This is a genomic window from Streptomyces sp. NPDC056296 (assembly GCF_042268605.1).
Taxonomy (GTDB): domain Bacteria; phylum Actinomycetota; class Actinomycetes; order Streptomycetales; family Streptomycetaceae; genus Streptomyces.
On record NZ_JBHJRX010000076.1, the window covers coordinates 10941 to 30899 of the forward strand.

Consider the following 19959-nt stretch of genomic DNA (forward strand, 5'->3'; position numbering starts at 1 on the left):
GGGGCGTGCAGCTGCTTCCCGGTCCGGTCCGTCGGTTCGCCGCCTGGTGTGCCGTCATCCTGCTCGCCAGCGGTGTCGTCTACGTCGCGATCCGGCTCTGCGTCGAGTTCCGCACCGCGGTGACGCCCGCGCTGCTCGCGCTGCTCGGCACCGCCCTGCTCAGACCGCTGCACCGGTGGCTGGTGAAGGCACACGTGCAGCGGTCGCTGGCCGCCGGGCTCACCTGTGTCGCCGTCGTCGCCGTGGTCGGCGGGGCCGTGTACATCGTGGTGTCCGCGCTCATCGAGACGGGCGACCAGATCATCGCCTCGCTGCGGAACGCGGCGCAGGACATCGCCGACCACTTCGGGGCGGCCGGGACCTCGCTGGACGACATGGCGTCCAACGCGAGGGAGCTGCTGGGCAAGTTCGGCGGTACAGCCGCCTCGGGGGTGGTCACCGGGATCAGCGTCGTCGGCGAGATGCTGGCCATGGCCGTGCTCGCCCTGCTGCTCGTCTTCTTCTTCCTGCGCGACTCCGACCGGGCCGTCGGCACGGTGCGCGCCATCGCCCCGCCCGGCGGCGCCGACATGGTCGAGGCGATGTCCAGGCGGGCCTTCGGGGCCGTCGAGGGCTTCATGCGGGGCACCACCCTCATCGCCCTCATCGACGCGGTCTGCATCACCGTCGGGCTGCTCGTCCTGCGCGTCCCCGGTGCCGTCGGGCTCGGCGCGCTGGTCTTCGTCGGCGCCTACATCCCCTACCTCGGCGCGTTCATCTCCGGAGCCGTCGCCGTGCTGGTCGCGCTGGCCGACCGGGGGTTCGTCATCGCGCTGTGGGCCCTCGGAGTGGTCCTGGCCGTGCAGGTGCTGGAGGGACACGTGCTCCAGCCGATGATCCAGAGCCGGACCGTGCAGATGCACCCGGCCATCGTGCTGCTCGCGCTCACCGCGGGTGCGTCGGTGGCGGGCATCCTGGGGATGCTGCTCGCCGTTCCCCTCACCGCGGCGGCGTTCGGGGTCGTCCACGAGGTCCAGGCGCGTTACGCCGCTTCGGGGTCGCCGGCGGGGCCGCGGCCGGCTTCGGGGCCGTCTCCGGGGCCGCCTTCCGGTCCCGCGGACTCGTAGACCTCGTACCAGATGCTCTTGCCCTCGCCGCGCGGGGCGACTCCCCATGCGTCCGCGAGCAGCTCGATCAGCATCAGGCCGCGTCCGGAGGACGCCATCTCCCCCGGCCGGCGCTTGTGCGGCAGGTCGTCGCCGCTGTCGGTGACCTCCACCCGGATCAGCCGCTCGCCCGGCTCCCCGACGACCTCGGCGACCAGCAGGGCGTCGGCGTCGGTGTGCACCAGGACGTTGGTCAGCATCTCGGAGAGCAGGAGCACCGCGGCGTCCCGCTGCTCCTCGCTCGGCCAGTCGTGCAGCAGGTCGCGCAGATGCTGCCGGGCGGTCGCGATCCGCGCGGGCTCGGCCTGCGCGACCGTCAGCATCGTGCGGCGTACCGAGGGCGTGGCCACGGTGCTGTCGCCGCAGCCGCAGCCCTCGCCCTGCCGGCACAGCAGCAACAGGGCGATGTCGTCCTCCCGCCGGTCGGCCAGCGGGCCGGTGGTGTGGTGCGAGGAGGGCCCGTGTACGGCCTGGACCAGTGCGTCGGCCAGTTCCTCCAGGCTGCCGTCGTGTTCCTCCAGGACGATGCGGAGACGGTGCCAGCCGGTCTGCAGGTCGTGGCCGCCGGTCTCCACCAGGCCGTCCGTGCACAGCATCAGGGTGTCCCCGGGTTCCAGGGCGAGCCGCGTGGTCGGGTAGTCGGAGTCCGGGTCGATGCCGAGGGGCAGTCCGCCCGCCGTGGCGAGGATCAGCGCCGTCCCGTCCGCCATGCGCACGACCGGGTCCAGATGCCCGGCGCGGGCGCTCTCCACCGTGCCGGTCGCGGGGTCGACCTCGGCGTAGTAGCAGGTCGCGAAGCGCATGTCCTCGGGGCCGTCGTCGGACTGGGCGAGACCGTGGAAGAAGTGGGAGGCGCGGGAGAGCACCGCGTCGGGACGGTGGCCCTCGGCGGCGTAGGCGCGCAGGGCGATGCGCAGCTGGCCCATCAGCCCGGCCGCGCGTACGTCGTGTCCCTGGACGTCGCCGATGACCAGGGCGAAGCGGCCCCCGGGCAACTGGATCATGTCGTACCAGTCGCCGCCGACCTGGAGGCCGCCGCCGGTGGGGACGTAGCGGGCGGCGACGCCCATGCCGGGGATCTCCGGGCCGAGCACGGGCAGCATGGTGCGCTGCAGCCCGTCGGTCAGCTCCCGCTGGGTCTCGGCGGCGCCCGCCCGGGACAGGGCCTGGGCCAGCATCCGCGCCACGGTGGTCAGCACCGACCGTTCGTCCGGCGTGAACGCGACCGGGTAGGCGAAGGCCGCCATCCAGGCGCCCATCGGGCGGCCCGCCACGGTCAGCGGCAGGAAGGCCCAGGAGCGGCGGCCGAAGCGCTCGGCGAGCGGCCAGGTGAGGGGGTAGCGGGACCGGTACTGCCCGGGGGAGGAGAGATAGACGGCGCGGCCGGTGCGGACCGCCTCGGCGGCCGGGTAGTCCGTGTCCAGCGGCATGTTCACGAACGGGTTCATGTCGTTCTCCGGCTGTCCGTGGTGGCCGATGACCGTCAGGCGGTCGCCGGAGACCCCGAACACCGCGAGCCCGTCCGGGGAGAACCCCGGCATCGACAGCCCCGCCGCGACCCGCAGCACCTCCTCGGTGGACCGCGCCTCGGCCAGCGCACGGCCCGCGTCCAGGAGGAACGCCTCCCGGGAGCGGCGCCAGTCGCCGGTGACTGCGCTGCGCCCGGCGGGCGTGCCCGGCGTCGGCTCGGCGACCTCCTGCAGGGTGCCGATCAGCTCGTAGGCCTTGCGCACGGGGTCGAACGACGGCTTGGAGCGGCTGCGTACGATCCGGACGATGTGGCCCAGCTCGTCCATGATCCGGATCCGGACCTCGGCGAGGGTGCCCTCGGTGACGGCGAGCTGGACCACCCCGGTGATCTCGTTCCAGTCCACCGGATGCAGCCGGGCGCGCACCTGGGCCTCGGTGAGGCTCACCGGTTCCGCGGGCAGCCCGAGCAGGCGGGCTGCCTCCGCGTCGACCGTGACCTCCCCCGCGGCGGTGTCCCAGTGCCACAGGCCCGTCGCGAGAGCGGCAAGGACGCCCCCCACCTCGGGCAGGGGCTCACCAGTGCGCATTCATCCACTGTAGGAAGAGGTGATCGGAGACTGCCACCGTTCGCCCCTGGGCCCGCGCCGCGTCAATAGGGAGGAGGACAGCTGTGCCCGGCCGGTACGCTGGGGGTTGTTTCACGCTGGGGTTGTTTCACGTGAAACGCGGAACACCATCCCCGATCCACGAAGGCTGGATGAACGACGATGCATCGGTACAGGTCCCACACCTGCGGCGAGCTCCGCTCCTCTGACGTCGGCACCGACGTCCGACTGAGTGGCTGGCTGCACAATCGGCGCGACCTGGGCGGCATCCTCTTCATCGATCTGCGTGATCACCACGGCATCACGCAGCTCGTCGCCCGTCCGGGCACCGAGGCCTATGAGGCGCTGGACAAGCTGACCAAGGAATCGACCGTCCGGGTCGACGGCAAGGTCGTCTCCCGGGGCGCCGACAACATCAACCCCGACCTGCCCACCGGCGAGGTCGAGGTCGAGGTGGGCGAGGTCGAGCTGCTCGGCGCCGCCCAGCCGCTGCCCTTCACCATCAACACCGAGGACGGGGTCAACGAGGAGCGGCGCCTGGAGTACCGCTTCCTGGACCTGCGCCGCGAGCGCATGCACCGCAACATCATGCTGCGCACGGCGGTCATCTCGGCGATCCGGCACAAGATGGTGGCCCTCGGCTTCAACGAGATGGCGACGCCCATCCTCACCGCCACCTCCCCCGAGGGCGCCCGCGACTTCGTCGTACCCTCCCGTCTGCACGCGGGCCGCTTCTACGCCCTCCCGCAGGCGCCGCAGCAGTTCAAGCAGCTGCTGATGATCTCCGGCTTCGACCGGTACTTCCAGATCGCGCCCTGCTTCCGCGACGAGGACGCCCGCGCCGACCGCTCGCCGGGCGAGTTCTACCAGCTCGACGTCGAGATGAGCTTCGTCGAGCAGGAGGACGTCTTCCAGCCGGTCGAGCGGCTGATGACGGAGCTGTTCACGGAGTTCGGCGGCGGCCGCGAGGTCACCTCGCCCTTCCCGCGGATCCCGTTCCGCGAGGCGATGCTGAAGTACGGCTCCGACAAGCCGGACCTGCGCGCCCAGCTGGAGCTCGTCGACATCACCGACATCTTCGCGGGCTCGGAGTTCAAGGCCTTCGCCGGCAAGCACGTCCGTGCGCTGCCCGTCCCGGACGTCTCGGGCCAGCCCCGCAAGTTCTTCGACCAGCTCGGCGACTACGCCGTCTCGCAGGGCGCCAAGGGCCTGGCCTGGGTCCGCGTCGGCGAGGACGGCCAGCTGTCCGGCCCGATCGCGAAGTTCCTCACCGAGGAGAACGTCGCGGAGCTGACCAAGCGGCTCTCCCTGGCCCCCGGCCACGCGGTGTTCTTCGGCGCGGGCGAGTTCGACGAGGTCTCGAAGATCATGGGCGCGGTGCGGGTCGAGGCCGCCAAGCGCGCCGGGCACTTCGAGGAGAACGTCTTCCGGTTCTGCTGGATCGTCGACTTCCCGATGTACGAGAAGGACGAGGAGACGGGGAAGATCGACTTCTCCCACAACCCCTTCTCGATGCCGCAGGGCGGCATGGACGCCCTGGAGAACCAGGACCCGCTGGACATCCTGGCCTGGCAGTACGACATCGTCTGCAACGGTGTCGAGCTGTCCTCCGGCGCGATCCGGAACCACGAGCCGGACATCATGCTCAAGGCCTTCGCCATCGCGGGCTACGACGCCGAGACCGTCGAGCGCGAGTTCGCCGGCATGCTGCGCGCGCTGCGCTTCGGCGCCCCGCCGCACGGTGGCATCGCCCCGGGCGTCGACCGCATCGTCATGCTGCTCGCCGACGAGCCCAACATCCGCGAGACGATCGCCTTCCCGCTCAACGGCAACGCCCAGGACCTGATGATGGGCGCGCCGACGGAGCTGGACGAGACCCGGCTGAGGGAGCTGCACCTGACGGTGCGCAAGCCGCAGCCGAAGTAGTCCGCCGACGGCACGGCATGGGGCCCGGCACCGGATCGATCTCCGGTGCCGGGTCCTTCGTCGTCGTCACGCCTGGTCCTCGCTCCGGTAGAGCGGCAGGTTCTGGGTCGAGATGGTCCAGTCGGCGATGGTGACGTCCTCGCCGTAGACGAAGTCCTTGCGGGTGGCGTAGCGGGGGCCGTCCGGGGTGGTGTGGATGTCGGTGAGGACGGCGCCGGTGCCCGTGCGGGGGTCGAAGACCGCGTAGACGGGGACGCCGAGCAGGGGGTAGTCGCGCACTTTGCCCACCCAGTCGTTGTCCGGGTTGGAGCGGGAGACGACCTCGACGGCAGCGATGAGCGACCGGGGGTCGAACGACCCCTCGATGTCCATGTCCTCCTCGGCAATCACCATCAGGTCGGGCCGCCGCATGACGCCTTCGGGCTCGTCCTCCACGTCCGGCTCACCGGTGTGCGCCACGATCTCTTCCGGCATCACCTTTTCCAGGCGCTTCCGGAGCCGCAGTGTGGTCAGCTCGTGCCGACCGCTGGGCGACATCATGTCGTGGACGATCCCTTCCTTGGTGATCTCGAATTTGCCCGGCAGCGTGTCGTCCGAGGACTGAACAAAGTCGCGCATGGCCCGGTAGGGGTGGGAGGCGCCCTGCTGCGCGTTGTCGGGTGCGATGGTCATGGCGCTCGCTCCTCGTCGTGTGTGCCCACGGGCTCGGGCAAGGATCGTCGAGTTCATGCTAGGCGTCCTCCGGGTGATCGGTTCGGCAGTCGCGGCAGCGGCCTGGGGCCGGGGCCCGGAAGGGGCGGTCGCAGCCGTCGCAGGTCTGGAACGGGTGCCGGGGCTCGGGGACCGGCGGGGCCGGGGGCCGCAACGGTGGTGGCGGCGGCAGCTGGGCGGCCAGGCGGTGGGCGAGGAAGGCAGCCGGCCGGATCAGGGGCTCGTTGGGCAGGTTCTCGGTCAGGGCGTGGCGTACGGCGGTGGGGGTGACCTCGCGTTCCAGCCAGGCGGCGACGCCCGGGGCGAGGTGTTCGGCGTCGGTGGCGGAGAGGAGGAGCCGGGGGTCGCGGCGGCGCAGGCCGGTGAGGACGTCGACGGCCGCCTGGAGGAGGGCGGGGGCGGGACACGACGGCTGCGGCACGGTGGGGAGGCGCTTGCGTGGCGGAGGCTTCTCCTGGGCCGCGCGCCTGGCGGAAGGGCGGGATGCCGTCTCCCGTGTGCCGCCGCTGCTGTGTCCGGGCCTGTTGCGGGAGACCGTGCGGGTGACGATCCGGCCGGTGGACGTGCGCGTACACGTGCGTTGCAGGTAGCCGTGCTTCTCGAGCTCGCGCAGCCCGGCGGCGATGCGGGTGGGGCCCTCGGGGAAGCGGGCGGCGAGGGTCTTGATGTCGACGGAGGTGCTCTGGCGAACGGACTGGATGTAGCAGGAGAGCCCGATGGCGAGCAGGGACAGCTCCTTGTGCTGGACGAGGTGGTTGCCGACCACCGTGAAGCTCTCGGTGTGGCGGACGTTGTCGTGGACGACGCCCGCGAGCGGCTGCTCGTGGGGGTGGTCTTCGTCCGGCGTTCGGGACGTGGCGGGCATGGGCGCGTTAGGGTGCTGTGCATCCATCGGGGAAGAGTCCTGTTCTTCCTTGGTGGTCAGGCCCTCGCATTGGGAAGCCACTCCCGGCGGGGGCCGACCTGTGTCTGGTGGTCGTGTCGCCGCTGAGCGTAGGGCAGACAACCGGCCCCGAATCCAGCCAAGTTGGCATATTCACTCGCGGGAGTGACTGCGCCCGGCGGGAGGGAGGGGTGGGGCTTGGTGGGGTGCTTTCCTCCCAGTGAGTGGTTCATAGGGGGCGCAGGTGCGACCGGAGCCCGCCCCGTCGCGTTCCGGCGGTTGTCCGGTGGTGTCCGGGCTTGTCCGGGGGGTGCGTACGGGTAGGGCGTGGCTGGTACGAGGCGGTACGACGGAGGGGCGCGCGCATGTCGGTGGACGGTGAGGTTCGGCAGCTCAGGACCGAGGCTGACGAGCCCGGGTGGGAGGTGGACCCGGACGACGAGTGGGGCGTGGCGGTGGTCGCCACCGTGGGGCGGCAGTTGAAGCTGCGCCGAGAGGCCGTGGGGATGCGGGCCGGGGAGTTCGGCACGGCGGTGGGGTACGGCGAGGATCTCGTCTACAAGATCGAGGGCGGGAAGCGGATTCCCCGTCCGGAGTACCTGGAGATGGCCGACGAGGTGCTGGAGGCCGGTGGGCTGCTCGCTGCCATGAAGGAGGACGTGGCGAAGGTCCGGTATCCGAAGAAGGTGCGGGATCTTGCGCAGATGGAGGCCAAGGCGGTCGAGATCGGGATCTACGTGTGCAGCAGCATCCCTGGGCTGTTGCAGACTCCCGAGCACGCACGTGCCCTGCTGGAGTCGTGGCAGCCGGCCTACTCCCCGGAGGACTTGGAGCGCCGGGTGGCCGCCCGTATGGCTCGCCGAGCCATCTACGACCGGTGTCCCGCGCCCGCGCTGAGCTTCGTCCTGGAAGAGGCCACGCTACGTCGCAGGGTCGGGGGCACAATGGTGCGGCAACAGCAGTTCGAACGTGCGCTGGAGGTGGGGCGGATGAACAGCGTCACCCTCCAGGTGATGCCTATGGACAGCGGACCACATCCCGGCATGAGCGGCAGGATCGAAGTGCTGAAGTTCGAGGACGGCACGGCGGTGGGACGCTCAGACGGGGCGTTCAACGGCCGCCCGACGCACGATCCGAGGCAGCTTCGCATCCTTGAACTGCGGTATGGCACCATCCGGGCCCAGGCTCTTCCACCGGAGGAGTCTCTGGCGTTCATCGAGCAACTGCTGGGAGAAACATGATCCGCAAGCCCACCGCCGGGGATGCCTCCGAACTGACGTGGTTCAAGAGCAGTTACAGCGACGGCCCCGACGGAGACTCGTGCGTCGAGGTGGCCACCACCCCCGGCACCGTCCACGTCCGCGACTCCAAGCACCGGGAGGTCAGTCCCCGCCTCGCCCTCGCGCCGGAGGCGTGGACGGACTTCGTGGCGTACGCGTCCGGGAGCTGACGCCTCGACCGACGTCCCCCGCACCCTGGTCGTCACCTGGTGCGGGGCTTTGTTGTACGGCTCAGTTCTTGGTGGGTTCCGTCGCGCCGGTGCCCGGAGTGAACAGGTCCTCCGCCCGCTCCACCGTGCCGGCGCGGTCGAGCCAATCGTTCAGGAGGGTGAGGTCGGTGCACGCGGCGATGCGCTCGCGGACGGCATCGGTGATCACCAGGCCCCGTACCTCCAGCACCCGCAGCACGCCCTTGGCCTCGCCACGGGCCTCGCCTTCGGCTTTCCCCTCGGCTTTCCCGTCAGCCATTCCCTCTAGGTACTTCTCCTCGAACAGCGTCCTGTGTCCCGGGAAGTGGGTGATGACGTCCTGCATCAGCGTTCTCCAATGCTTCCTGGTAGGCGTGGATTCGAGACCGACTTCCACCATCTCGAACCAGTACTTTGTGACGTCCGGCTCGAACGAGAGCAGCCCGCGCACGACGGCTTCCAGTATGGCGGGCGCGCGGCGGCTCTCGCTGTGAACGATGGCAGAGAGCACGGCCAGGGCAGGGCGCCGGGCCACCGTCGCTTCGTCGGTCACCTCCGGGACGGTCTGGGGTCCCAGGACGATCGGCCGGGTGGTCTGAGTCGGCCAGGAGGCCACGGCGCATTCGAAGGGGCCCATGGCCCACTTCGCCGTGGCACGGTCCCGGCACACCGCCACCAGTACGACCGGCAGGTCGTACTTCGCGCACAGGTACGCGACGTAGTACGACCAGCTCCTCGCCTTGTCGGGGTCCTTCTTCGTCTGAGACTCGACGGCGAGCAGGAAGTGCTCCCCCATGTCGGGCGCGAACCTGAGCACCGTGTCCACGCGGCGCTCCAACGGTCGGATCTCGGTGGCGTCGGGGGAGAGCTCGTCGAAGTTCTCCTTCGAGGGCGGCGGGAGTCCCAATGCCTCGAAGACGGGCGCGAGGGCCTCCGGATGCTCTTGGAAGAGCCGGTGGGAGGCCTCGTGTGTCGATGTGACCATGAGCGCTAATCAAGCGCGCTCATGGCAGGCATCGCCTGGCATATGCCGATACATTCACCCGTTCGGGGAGGGGAGGAACGTTCGCTCCGGCCCCGTGCTCGCGTCAGCGGGCCACGAACTGGGTCAGGATCGCCTGGACCTCGTAGATGTCGACGCCCTTGGTGAAGGTCTTCTGGATGGGGGCCGGGGAGCCCGAGAGCCAGATCTTCAGTTCGGCGTCGAGGTCGAAGGTGCCGGCCGTCTCGACCGCGAAGTGCGTGATGCTGCGGTACGGGATCGAGTGGTACTCGGTCTTCTTGCCGGTGATGCCCTGCTTGTCGACCAGGATCAGCCGCCGGTCGGTGAACAGGATGGTGTCGCGGATCAGCAGGTACGCGGCGTGGATCTGCTCGCCGTGGCCGAGCAGACGCGCGTACTCCTGCTGCGCCTGGGCCGGGTCGATGCTGTGTGCGTTGCCGAAGAGTGCCATGGATGTCCCCCCACGTGAGCTGGCTGCTCGTCCGATCCTCGCAAAGCGCGGGGCCCGGGAGAAGGTCTGCCCCTCCCGGGCCCCGCGCTGTAGCGAGCGCGTTACGCGGTCGGCTTCTCCTCGAGACGGGGGAAGAGGACCGCGCCCTTGGTGACCGTGGCACCGGCGGGCAGCCGGCCCCAGTCGCCCGCCGCCTGGACCTTCTGGTCCGGGAGACCGCCGAGGGAGGCCTCGGCGCCGAGCGAGTCCCAGAGCTTCTGGGAGGTGTCCGGCATGATCGGGTTCAGGAGGACCGCCACCGCGCGGAGGGACTCCGCGGCCGTGTAGAGGATCGTCGCCAGGCGGGCCTTGCCCTCGTCGGACGTGTCCTTGGCGACCTTCCAGGGCTCCTGCTCGGTGATGTAGCCGTTGACCTGCTTCACGAAGTCGAAGACGGCCAGGATGCCGCCCTGGAAGTCCAGCTCCTCGCCGATCTTCCGGTCGGCCTCCGTGACGGCCCTGGTCAGGCCGTCGTGGATCGCCTTCTCGGCCTCGCCGTCCGCCGTCGCCTCCGGCAGTGCGCCGCCGAAGTACTTGCCGACCATGGCCGCGACGCGGGAGGCGAGGTTGCCGTAGTCGTTGGCCAGCTCGCTGGTGTAGCGGGCGGAGAAGTCCTCCCAGGAGAAGCTGCCGTCCTGGCCGAACGCGATCGCGCGCAGGAAGTACCAGCGGTACGCGTCCACGCCGAAGTGCGAGGTCAGGTCCTGCGGCTTGATGCCGGTCAGGTTGGATTTCGACATCTTCTCGCCGCCGACCATCAGCCAGCCGTTGGCCGCGATCTTTCCGGGCAGCGGCAGGCCCTGCGCCATCAGCATCGCCGGCCAGATGATCGCGTGGAAGCGGAGGATGTCCTTGCCGACCAGGTGCACGTCGGCGGGGAACGTCGACTCGAACTTCTCCGGGTTCTCGTTGTAGCCGACCGCCGTGGCGTAGTTCAGCAGGGCGTCGATCCACACGTAGATGACGTGCTTGTCGTCCCAGGGGACCGGCACGCCCCAGTCGAAGGTCGAGCGGGAGATGGAGAGGTCCTGGAGGCCCTGGCGGACGAAGTTCACGACCTCGTTGCGCGCGGACTCGGGCTGGATGAAGCCCGGGTTGGCCTCGTAGTGGGCGAGCAGCTTCTCGCTGTACTCGCTCAGCTTGAAGAAGTAGTTCTCCTCGCTGAGGATCTCCACCGGCTTCTTGTGGATCGGGCACAGCTTCTGGCCCGCGTACTCGCCCTCGCCGTCGAGCAGCTCGCCGGGGAGCTTGTACTCCTCGCAGCCCACGCAGTACGGGCCCTCGTAGCCGCCCTTGTAGATCTCGTCCTTGTCGTACAGGTCCTGCACGAACTCCTGGACGCGGTCGGTGTGCCGCTTCTGCGTGGTGCGGATGAAGTCGTCGTTCGCGATGTCGAGGTGCTCCCACAGGGGCTTCCAGGCCTCGGTGACGAGCTTGTCGGCCCAGGCCTGCGGGGTGACCCCGTTCGCCTCGGCCGTGCGCATGATCTTCTGACCGTGCTCGTCCGTGCCGGTGAGGTACCACACCTTCTCGCCGCGCTGGCGGTGCCAGCGGGTGAGCACGTCGCCTGCGACGGTCGTATAGGCGTGGCCCAGGTGAGGAGCGTCGTTGACGTAGTAAATGGGGGTCGAGACGTAGAACGCCTTCGCCCCCTGCTTCTCGTTTCCAGTGGCCGCCATGGTCGAAATCCTACTGGTCGGATGGAGATCGACTCACACGCGTTTCGGGGGGCGGACAGGGGCGGTCTCCCCTGTCCGCCCCCCGTCGGGCGGCTCCGGTGCCTGGTGACCTACGGGCGCCAGGTGGCCAGTACGCCCTCGTAGAGCTCCTTGTCGGTGAGTTCCTTGGGGGTCTCGCCGGCGAGGAAGTGGGACGCGTTGCCCGTCTTGAGCTTGCGGAGGTAGTCGAAGGCCTTGTTCTCCGGGTCACCGAAGGCGACGAAGGAGAAGTGGACGTTCGGGTGGTCGGCCGCCGCCTTGGTGAGGGACTGGGTGGCCGGGGTCTTTGCGTCGGGGGCGCCGTCGGTCTGGAAGACCACCAGGGCGGGGGTGCCGGGGGCCGCTTCCTCGGCGTGGTGGGCGAGGACGGCCTCGACGGCGGCGTGGTAGCTGGTGCGGCCCATGCGGCCGAGGGCTCCGTGCAGCTCGTCGATCTTGTTCTCGTGGTCGGTGAGGGTGAGGTCGCCGGTGCCGTCCACTTCCGTGGAGAAGAACGTGACGTGGACCGTGGCCTCGGGGTCCAGGTGGGCGGCGAGCGCGAGGGTCTGCTCGGCGAGGGCCTGGGCGGAGCCGTCCTTGTAGTACGGGCGCATGGAGGCGGAGCGGTCGAGGACCAGGTGGACCTTGGCGCGGGTGCCGGTGAGGTCGTGCTTCTTGAGGGTGGTGCCGGCGGCCTTGTAGGCGGTGGCCAGGCCGGGGGCGCGGGTGCGGAGGCGGGTGGCGGGGGTTGCCGGCTTCGCCTCCGGCTGGGGGGTCGGGTCGGCCTCGGCTTCGCCTTCGGCCCCTGTGTTCCCACCCGCACCGCCCGTGCTGCTTTCGTTGTCGGGTGCGGGTGGCCCCTGTGGGGCTTCCTCGACGTCGGCGGCTGCGGGTTCTGGGTCCGTCTCCGGTTCGGGGGTCGGTTCCGGCTCCGCCTCGGGCTCGGGGGTCGGTTCCGGGGCCGCCGCCTCGGGCTTCGCCTGCGGCGTGGGGGCCGCCTCGGGCTCCGGCTTCGCCTGCGGCGTCGGGGACGCCTCGGGCTCTGCTTCCGGCTCCGGCTCCGGCTCCGGCTTCGCCTTTGCCTTTGCCTTCGCCTCCGGCTCCAGCTCCGACTCCGGCTCCGACTCCGGCTCCGTGTCCGGGGCCTCCGTCGGTTTCGGGACCGTGATGTTGGTGAAGGCGGCCTTGACGAGTTCGTGTTCGTCGGACGTGGTCGAGGGCGCCGTGCGGGGCTCGGGGACCTGGGCCGTCGCCTTGGGGGCGGGAGTGGGGGCGGGGGCGGGGGCCTCCGTCTGCTCCGGGGCCTCCGTCTGCTCCGGAGCCTTGGCCGGCTCCGGGGGTGCGGTGGGCTGGGACGGGAGCTTCGGCTCCGGCGCGGTGGCCGGCGGTGCCGTCTCCTGCGTCACACCCTCCGCCTGGGCGGCCCGTTCTTTGCGTGACCGGCCGAACACGTTCCGCAGAGAGGTGAGAATGCCCATGTGCGCAACCCTTCGCGTGAGTTGATGCCCGTCAATCCCTGGCCAGGACGGACACGTAAGGTTAGCGGCCCTGAATTGTGATCTTGTGCAGGGTCTGCCATGAAACCCCGGGCGCGTCAAGGTGGGATCGAGCCGCCGCGGTAATTCCCTTACCGCTTCCGCGGGTTCACCCGCCGTTCACCGCGGCGCCCGTCTCCCGCACGTATGTGCACCTACGGTCGCGCTGATACCAAGGGCATCCAAGGGCTTCTCAGGGGAGAACACAGTGCGCAAGCTGCTGCCGTTGATCGGAACGCCGTCCGGTTCGCATCCCGGCGGCCGGTCCGCCATGACCTGCCGTTTCCGGTGTGGTGACGCCTGCTTCCACGAGGTGCCCAACACCAGCTCCAACGAGTACGTCGGCGACGTGATCGCCGGTGCGCTCAGCCGCCGTTCCATGATGCGTGCCGCGGCCGTCGTCACCGTCGCCGCGGCGGGCGCCGGGGCCGTGGGCGTGGCCGGGGCGCCGTCGGCGCAGGCCGCGCCGGTGGCCGGGAGGGGACATGGGACGGGGCATGGGAAACCGTCGAAATCGCGGGGTGCGCGTGGGCTGCGGTTCACGCCCGTCGCGCCCAACACCGACGACGCCGTCACCGTCCCGGAGGGTTACCGGCAGGACGTCGTGATCCGTTGGGGTGAACCCATTCTGCGCGGGGCGCCCGCCTTCGATCCGGAGAAGCAGACCGCCGAGGCGCAGGCGGGGCAGTTCGGGTACAACAACGACTTCCTCGCGTTGCTGCCGCTGCGCGGTGAGCACGGTCGGCAGGTCCTCGTCGCCAACCACGAGTACACCGACGAGGTGCTCATGTTCCGCGGCTACGACCCCGACAACCCGACCCGCGAGCAGGTCGAGATCGCCTGGGCCGCGCACGGGCTGTCCGCCGTGGTGGTGGAGGAGGAGCGCCGGAGCGGGAAGCTGACGCCCGTCACGCGGCACCGTCTGAACCGGCGCGTCACCGCGACGACCGAGTTCCGGCTTACCGGCCCGGCCGCCGGCTCCGACCTGGTGAAGACCTCCACCGACCGGTCCGGCCGCAAGGTGCTCGGCACCCTCAACAACTGCTCCGGCGGCACCACCCCGTGGGGCACGACGCTGCACGGCGAGGAGAACTTCAACCAGTACTTCGCCAACAGCAGCCGCGCGACGGACAAGCGGTACGGGATCGGCACCGGCGCCACCGAGCGCAAGTGGGAGCGGTTCGACAAGCGCTTCGACGTCGCCCGGGAGCCGAACGAGGTGCACCGCTTCGGGTACGTCGTCGAACTGGACCCGTACGACCCGGAGTCCACCCCGCGCAAGCACACCCTGCTCGGCCGCTTCAAGCACGAGGCGGCGACCGTGCGGCTGACGCACGACGGGCGCCCGGTCGTCTACACCGGCGACGACGAGCGGTTCGACTACTTCTACAAGTTCGTCGGCAGCAAGCGGATGCGGCACGGGAGCTCCCGCTGGGCGCGTGAGCACAACCTGTCGCTGCTCGACGAGGGCACCCTCTACGTCGCCAAGCTCAGTGGAGACTCCCCGGCGATCGAGATCGACGGCACCGGCAAGCTGCCGTCCGACGGCGAGTTCGACGGCAGCGGCCGCTGGATCCCGCTGGTCACCGCCACCGAGGACGGCGCGGTCTCGCACGTCGACGGCATGAGCGCCGAGGAAGTGTGCGTGTTCACGCGGCTCGCGGGTGACAAGGTCGGCGCGACCAAGATGGACCGGCCCGAGGACATCGAGCCCTCGCCGACGACCGGCAAGGTGTACGTCGCGCTCACCAACAACTCCAACCGCGGCAAGGCCGGTTACGCCGGTCCCGACGAGGCCAACCCGCGGGGCGGCAACAAGCACGGGCACGTCCTGGAGCTGACCGAGCGCTGGAACCGGGCCGACGCCACCGCCTTCGCCTGGTCGCTCTTCCTCGTCGCCGGTGACCCGGAGGACCCGGCGACCTACTTCGCGGGCTTCCCGAAGGACCGGGTCAGCCCGATCTCCTGCCCCGACAACGTCGCCTTCGACGACCACGGCAATCTGTGGCTGTCCACCGACGGCAACGCGCTCGGCACCCACGACGGCCTCTTCGGCGTCGCGACCAAGGGCGACCGGCGCGGTGAGCTGAAGCAGTTCCTGACCGTGCCGAACGGCGCGGAGACCTGCGGCCCGCTCATCCAGGACCGGCGCGTGCTGGTCGCCGTGCAGCACCCGGGCGAGATCGACGGCGCCTCCGTGGAGGAGCCGGCCAGCACCTGGCCCGACGGGCCCGGGACGTTCGTGCGTCCGGCGGTCGTCGCCGTGTGGCGCGCGGACGGCCGCGACATCGGCGTCTGAGCGCCCTTTCTGAGCGCCCGCCGCGTCGTCCGGGGCCGGGTGTCAGCCGGCCCTGTGCAGCGTGAGGTCGACGACCAGTGCGCGGTGGTCGGTGTCGGCCAGGTCCAGGAACCGGGCGCGGTGCGCGGTGAAGTCCTCCGACACCAGGACGTGGTCGATCTGCACGCCGAACGCCGGGGCGGTCCGGGCAGGCCAGGTGGCCGTCCGGTCGGCCCCGGCCAGCCGGGCCGCGTCGCGCAGCCCCGTGTCGAGGATGCGGCGGAAGGCGGCGTGGTCCTGGGAGGCGTTGAAGTCGCCGGCGAGGATGGTGGGGGTCCCGTTTCCCTCGGTGCTCTCGGCGGCGACGTCGCGCAGTGCGCCCAGCTCCTCGCGCCACAGGCCGACCTGGTCCGGCAGCGGCGGCATCGGGTGGGCGAGCTGGAGCCGTACGGGGTTGCCGCGCACGTCGGCGACGGCGCCGGGCATGCCCATGGTGCCGGGGACGCCGGGGGTGGCCTTGAGCGGGAACGCACTCAGGATCACGGACCCCTCGGAGCCGCCGCCCTCGACGGCCTGCCGGTGGGGGTAGTCGGCGGCGAGGTCGCGTCGCAGCGCCGCGTCACACGTGTACTCGCACTCCTGTACGAACACGATGTCCGGCTTCTCGCGCCGCACGGCGGAGATCAGCTCGCCGGTGCCCTGTCCGAACTCCACGTTCGAGGTCAGCACGCTCAGCTCGGCGACCGGCAGCCCGACGGGGTCGCCCGTCTTGCCGTACGGCTCGATGAACCACGCCAGTAGCCCGAGCAGCGCCACCCCCCACACCGCGCCGGTCCACCACCGGGCGAGCAGCGTCAGCAGCAGCCCGGCGCCCGTCGGCACGAGCAGCCAGGGCAGGAAGGCCAGCAGCTGCGGGACGGGCGTGACGCCGTCGCTGTCGGCGACGCGGCAGCCGACGACCACGCTCACCCCGGCGAACAGCAGTCCCGCGCACCAGGCCCCGAACCGCCGTCCGGCGCGGCGGGCCGCCGGCCGCTCGCGCGAGTCCGTCCACTCACCGGTCGCCGTGTCGGTGTCCGTGTTCAAGTGCCGGCCTTTCGCTCGCGGGTGCGGTGTCTGCCTGTGCGATGCCCGAATCCTCCGTCTAAGACGGGAGCCGGGAGCCGAAAGTTGCGTACCGGGCGCCCTACGCCTCCGCGTGGAACTCCCGGACCACCTCGATGCGGCCCACGATGTGCCGGTTGAACTCCGCCAGCTCCTCCGCCGGGACCCACAGCTCCAGGATCGTCTCGCCGCCGGCCTGACGTACGGGGTAGCGCTCCAGGAACCCGGCGTCGACCTCGAAGCGCGTGACGTAGCCCGAGCCGGACGCGGGGACGTTCCAGTCGCGGGCGATGCGGACGGCGTAGTCCTCGTTCAGGACCGGGTAGAAGATCGGCTGCTCGGGCAGGCGGGGCGGCCAGGCGGTCCAGCCGGAGGCCTTGACCAGCGCCAGCTCCTCGGGGCCGGTGGGGCGCCACAGGGTCGTCGTCTTGGACATGGTCGGTGACCCTAGCCGCCAGGTCGGAAGCCCGGCCAAGGTATTACCCGCCGCCGGGCGCCTGCGGACTCAGCCGGTGACGGGTTCCCGACCGGGCGGTTCAGAGCCGGGCCCGCGGCCGCCGGGGCGGTGCCGGGTCGGCGGCCGTCCCCGCGGGTGCCCGGCGGCGGCGCAGCAGATGTCCGTACCGGCCCTTGAGCCAGGAGGCCAGGGCGACCGTGAGCCCGAGGGCGACCAGGAGCCAGGAGGCCGTGCGCAGGGTGTCGGTGAGGGCGTCGTAGACGGCGCCCGCGGCCGGCCCGTCCACCGCGCCGTCCACCGCGCCGGGGAGTTCGGCGACGGTGAACCGGCGGCCGACCACGACGGCGAGGGCGAGCAGCGCCCCGCCGAGGGCGGTGCCGATCCCGGCGGCCGTGACCGCGCGCCGGCGGCAGGCGGCGATGGCGATACCGGTGACGGCGAAGACGACGGCCGCGAGCGGCAGCCACAAGGCGGCGACGTCGAGCACGTGGTAGCCCTTCCTGAGCCGGTCCACCTCGTGGGCCGGGAGCACGGTGACCGCGGTGTGCCGGACCGGGATGCGCCGCGCGAACGGCACGTTGTCGTCGGTGAGCCGGTCCTTGACGCGGGCGGTGACGGGGGCCAGGTCGACGGTGACCGCGCGTCCGTGTGCCCGTTCGTCCCGCAGGGCGCGCAGTACGGCGTCGTGGACGGTGCGGTTGGCCGCGTCCCAGCCCTCGCGGAAGGCGCCGGTACGGGTGAAGGACCGTGCCGCGTCCTGCACGAAGAGCCGCACGGTGCCGCTCACGGGGCCGGCCGCGACCTGGTCCACGACCCCGTCGCCCACCGTGTCGTCCACCGCGTCGGCGACCGCGTCCCGTACGTCCGGATCGTCGGCGAGCGGCGACATGGCGGCGACGTACCGCCCGGTGTCGCCCGGTCCGTACACCGCCCAGCCCGCCAGCGTGCCGCACGGCGCGAGCAGGCAGGCGAGGGCGATCAGGACGGCCGACAGGGCGTTCCGGTGGCGTGGGGACACCCTTCCAGGCAAGGCCCCGGGAGCGGCACGGGCGACCGGCATGACTGCATATGGCCTACATACGGCCCGAATACGCCTACGTACGCCCACCTACGCCTACATACGCGGTCCGTCAGGTGATCAGGTGACCTGCTGCCCCTTCGCGTCCTCGTGCGTGTAGTAGCGGTAGAACAGCGCGGCGAACACCGCCGCCGCGAGCAGCAGGGACACGACGACGCAGGTGAACATGGCCACGCCGCTCTGCGAGTACAGGAACCCCAGCGCGCTGCCCGCGAACGCGCCCCACAGGACCGCGTGGCCCTCGCGCGGGAGCCGCCGGGCCACTGCCCGGACCACGGCGAAGAGCACGACGAACGCGAGCACGGTCATGAAGCCGAACAGCAGGTTCCAGCCGGTGATGGGGCCGCCGTGGCGGTTGATGGACGCGGCCCAGTAGCCGTAGACCAGCCCGATCGTGACGGGCACCGCCCACTTCGCCACCTTGTGGGCCCGTTCGCCGAAGACATCGGGCGTCGGCGTACGGCCGCGCGTGCCCGTCCCGGTGGACGTCCCGGAGGCCGTTCCGGTGGATGTTCCGCGTGCCGGTACCGCGTGAGCCATGGCGCACTCCTCTCGACTCGCCCCCGTCTACCAGGGCACACCGGGGCGGCCCGACCGGCAAGTCAGGATGCGGGCCGCGGGGGCACGTGTTTCGCTGGGCCCCGTGTTCAGTCGCGACCGCAGGCCGGTGCGCGGCCGGTGGCGGCTGCTCGGCCGACTCGTCCAGGCCGCCGGCCGGGGCGACGCCGTGTCCCGGCACGAACTGCTCAGCGTCCGCGGGCACAGTGTGGCCTGGCTGTTCCCGTTGCTGCTGCTCGTCGGTATCGCGGCGGCCGACATCACGACCGGCGCGTTCGAGATCATCTCCTGGACCGTGCTCGTGCCCGGCGTCGCCGCCGCGATCTGCGGGGTGCGGTCCACGGCCGCGTACGCGGTGGTCGCCGTCGTCGTCTACGTGCTCGCCGACAGCGTCTGGCAGCACCGGGAGGAGACCGGGCTGCCCGGCCTGATCCTCGTCGCCCTCGGGGGAGCGATCTCCGTGGTGGCCGCCGGGCTCCGGGTCGGCGGCGAGCAGCGCATGCTGCACATGCGGGACATCGCCGAGACCACCCGCCGCACCGTGCTGCGCCCGCTCCCGGTGGGCTTCGGCGGCCTCGACCACGCCGCCGTCTATCTCTCCTCGGACACCGAGGCCCGCGTCGGCGGCGACTTCTACGACATCCAGCCCGGCCCGCACGGCACCCGCGTCCTCGTCGGCGACGTGCAGGGCAAGGGCCTGGGCGCGGTGGACACGGCCGCCGCGCTGCTCGGCACCTTCCGCGAGGCCGCCTACCACGAGCCGGACCTCGCGACGGTCGCCGAGCGCCTGGAGACCCGCATGCGGCGCCACCGGGCGCACACCGCGGCCCTCGGCGGGTCCGACGGCGACCGGTTCGCCACCGCCGTTCTGATCGGTTTCTCGGAGGACCTGCCCGACGCCGTGGACGCCGTCTTCTTCGGCCACGAACCCCCGCTGGTGGCCGGTCCCGAGGGCGTGCGGCCCCTGGCGGAGGCCGGCGGGCTGCCGCTGGGCATGGGCGACCTGACGTCCGGCCCGTCGGTGTCGGTGCGCCGGCTGGCCCTCGCCGCGGACGAGACGCTTCTCGTGGTCACCGACGGGGTGACCGAGGCCCGGGATGCCCAGGGATGCTTCTACCGGCACGCCGAGAACGTCACCCGCGCGGTCAGCGCCGACCTGTCGAACGCGGCGCCGCCGAAGCTGGTGGCGCTCGTCCGGGACGGCACGCTGCGGCACTGCCGGGGGCGGCTGGCCGACGACACCACTGTCTTCGCGGTACGGCGGACGGGGCAGCTGCCGCAGTGGCCGTAGCACCTGTCCGGCGGTGGGGCGGCGCCGGGGAGGTGGGGTCCTGTCGTGGAGGTGGGGCGGCGCCGGGGAGGTGGGGTCCTGTCGTGGAGGTGGGGCGGCGCCGGGGAGGTGGGGTCCTGTCGTGGAGGTGGGGCGCCGTCGCGGAGGTGGGCCCCCCGTCGCGGACTTGGGTTCTAACGGTCCTCGCAACACCCGCGATCTGTGGGAGTTGCGAGGACCGTGGCTGTTGGACGCGATGATCTTGCGGGGGTGAAGGAGCG

17 protein-coding genes are annotated in these 19959 nt (G+C 71.2%); 6 read left to right on the plus strand and 11 right to left on the minus strand.

Translation table 11 applies throughout. From position 1 onward, the window contains the following. The first annotated feature begins 5 nt into the window (after positions 1-5). Positions 6-1106, plus strand: coding sequence for an AI-2E family transporter (locus tag ACFCZF_RS36545; protein ID WP_376675309.1), 1101 nt, complete (start codon positions 6-8; stop codon positions 1104-1106). Here the strand turns inward: ACFCZF_RS36545 and ACFCZF_RS36550 are convergent. Then, positions 1022-3202 (minus strand): SpoIIE family protein phosphatase, encoded by a 2181-nt coding sequence (locus ACFCZF_RS36550; RefSeq protein WP_376675310.1) that lies wholly within the window; start codon positions 3200-3202, stop codon positions 1022-1024. The genes ACFCZF_RS36545 and ACFCZF_RS36550 overlap by 85 nt on opposite strands. Before the next feature lie 180 nt (positions 3203-3382). On the opposite strand from ACFCZF_RS36550, the gene aspS reads away from it, so the two are divergent. After that, the gene (gene aspS, locus ACFCZF_RS36555; protein WP_376675311.1) at positions 3383-5146 is read left to right on the plus strand and encodes an aspartate--tRNA ligase; all 1764 of its coding nucleotides are present in this window, start codon (positions 3383-3385) and stop codon (positions 5144-5146) included. Between the two features lie 66 nt (positions 5147-5212). Here aspS and ACFCZF_RS36560 read toward each other — a convergent pair whose 3' ends face one another. Continuing rightward, positions 5213-5818 carry a Uma2 family endonuclease gene (locus tag ACFCZF_RS36560; protein ID WP_376675312.1) on the minus strand — a complete coding sequence of 202 codons (606 nt, stop codon included), beginning with the start codon at positions 5816-5818 and terminating at the stop codon, positions 5213-5215. Between the two features lie 58 nt (positions 5819-5876). Continuing rightward, entirely contained in the window at positions 5877-6722 is an 846-nt protein-coding gene (locus tag ACFCZF_RS36565) for a helix-turn-helix domain-containing protein (RefSeq protein ID WP_376675313.1), read from the minus strand. Between the two features lie 383 nt (positions 6723-7105). Here ACFCZF_RS36565 and ACFCZF_RS36570 point away from each other — a divergent pair, with 383 nt between their 5' ends. Together ACFCZF_RS36570 and ACFCZF_RS36575 are read left to right on the plus strand one after the other, a co-directional pair. Continuing rightward, positions 7106-7981: a helix-turn-helix domain-containing protein gene (locus tag ACFCZF_RS36570; RefSeq protein WP_376675314.1), complete on the plus strand. Its 876-nt coding sequence runs from the start codon at positions 7106-7108 to the stop codon at positions 7979-7981. Then, positions 7978-8190, plus strand: a complete 213-nt coding sequence (locus ACFCZF_RS36575) for a DUF397 domain-containing protein (protein ID WP_376675315.1) — start codon at positions 7978-7980, stop codon at positions 8188-8190. Before ACFCZF_RS36570 ends, ACFCZF_RS36575 begins: the two co-directional genes overlap by 4 nt. A 61-nt stretch (positions 8191-8251) precedes the next feature. Here ACFCZF_RS36575 and ACFCZF_RS36580 read toward each other — a convergent pair whose 3' ends face one another. The 4 genes from ACFCZF_RS36580 to ACFCZF_RS36595 all read right to left on the minus strand — a co-directional run bounded on the left by ACFCZF_RS36580 (position 8252) and on the right by ACFCZF_RS36595 (position 12876). Further along, on the minus strand, positions 8252-9193 hold the full coding sequence (locus ACFCZF_RS36580; protein ID WP_376675316.1) for a hypothetical protein: 942 nt from the start codon (positions 9191-9193) through the stop codon (positions 8252-8254). A gap of 103 nt (positions 9194-9296) precedes the next feature. Continuing rightward, the gene (locus tag ACFCZF_RS36585; protein ID WP_345631588.1) at positions 9297-9662 is read right to left on the minus strand and encodes a PH domain-containing protein; all 366 of its coding nucleotides are present in this window, start codon (positions 9660-9662) and stop codon (positions 9297-9299) included. Positions 9663-9763: 101 nt separating this feature from the next. Then, positions 9764-11380, minus strand: a complete 1617-nt coding sequence (gene metG / locus ACFCZF_RS36590) for a methionine--tRNA ligase (protein WP_376675317.1) — start codon at positions 11378-11380, stop codon at positions 9764-9766. A 110-nt stretch (positions 11381-11490) separates the two neighbouring features. Further along, positions 11491-12876, minus strand: a complete 1386-nt coding sequence (locus ACFCZF_RS36595) for a VWA domain-containing protein (RefSeq protein WP_376675318.1) — start codon at positions 12874-12876, stop codon at positions 11491-11493. Between the two features lie 265 nt (positions 12877-13141). Between ACFCZF_RS36595 and ACFCZF_RS36600 the strand changes: the two genes are divergently transcribed. After that, on the plus strand, positions 13142-15232 hold the full coding sequence (locus ACFCZF_RS36600; RefSeq protein ID WP_376675319.1) for a PhoX family phosphatase: 2091 nt from the start codon (positions 13142-13144) through the stop codon (positions 15230-15232). 42 nt (positions 15233-15274) lie between these two features. Here ACFCZF_RS36600 and ACFCZF_RS36605 read toward each other — a convergent pair whose 3' ends face one another. The 4 genes from ACFCZF_RS36605 to ACFCZF_RS36620 all read right to left on the minus strand — a co-directional run bounded on the left by ACFCZF_RS36605 (position 15275) and on the right by ACFCZF_RS36620 (position 18390). Further along, the gene (locus ACFCZF_RS36605) at positions 15275-16297 is read right to left on the minus strand and encodes an endonuclease/exonuclease/phosphatase family protein (protein ID WP_376675320.1); all 1023 of its coding nucleotides are present in this window, start codon (positions 16295-16297) and stop codon (positions 15275-15277) included. Positions 16298-16397: 100 nt separating this feature from the next. Then, positions 16398-16751 (minus strand): ADP-ribosylation/crystallin J1, encoded by a 354-nt coding sequence (locus ACFCZF_RS36610; protein ID WP_376675321.1) that lies wholly within the window; start codon positions 16749-16751, stop codon positions 16398-16400. A 100-nt stretch (positions 16752-16851) separates the two neighbouring features. Beyond that, complete coding sequence (locus ACFCZF_RS36615; protein WP_376675322.1) at positions 16852-17790, minus strand: hypothetical protein; 939 nt, start codon at positions 17788-17790, stop codon at positions 16852-16854. Between the two features lie 120 nt (positions 17791-17910). Next, entirely contained in the window at positions 17911-18390 is a 480-nt protein-coding gene (locus ACFCZF_RS36620; RefSeq protein ID WP_376675323.1) for a hypothetical protein, read from the minus strand. A gap of 67 nt (positions 18391-18457) precedes the next feature. On the opposite strand from ACFCZF_RS36620, the gene ACFCZF_RS36625 reads away from it, so the two are divergent. Beyond that, positions 18458-19699: a PP2C family protein-serine/threonine phosphatase gene (locus ACFCZF_RS36625; protein ID WP_376675324.1), complete on the plus strand. Its 1242-nt coding sequence runs from the start codon at positions 18458-18460 to the stop codon at positions 19697-19699. Positions 19700-19959: the final 260 nt, after the last annotated feature.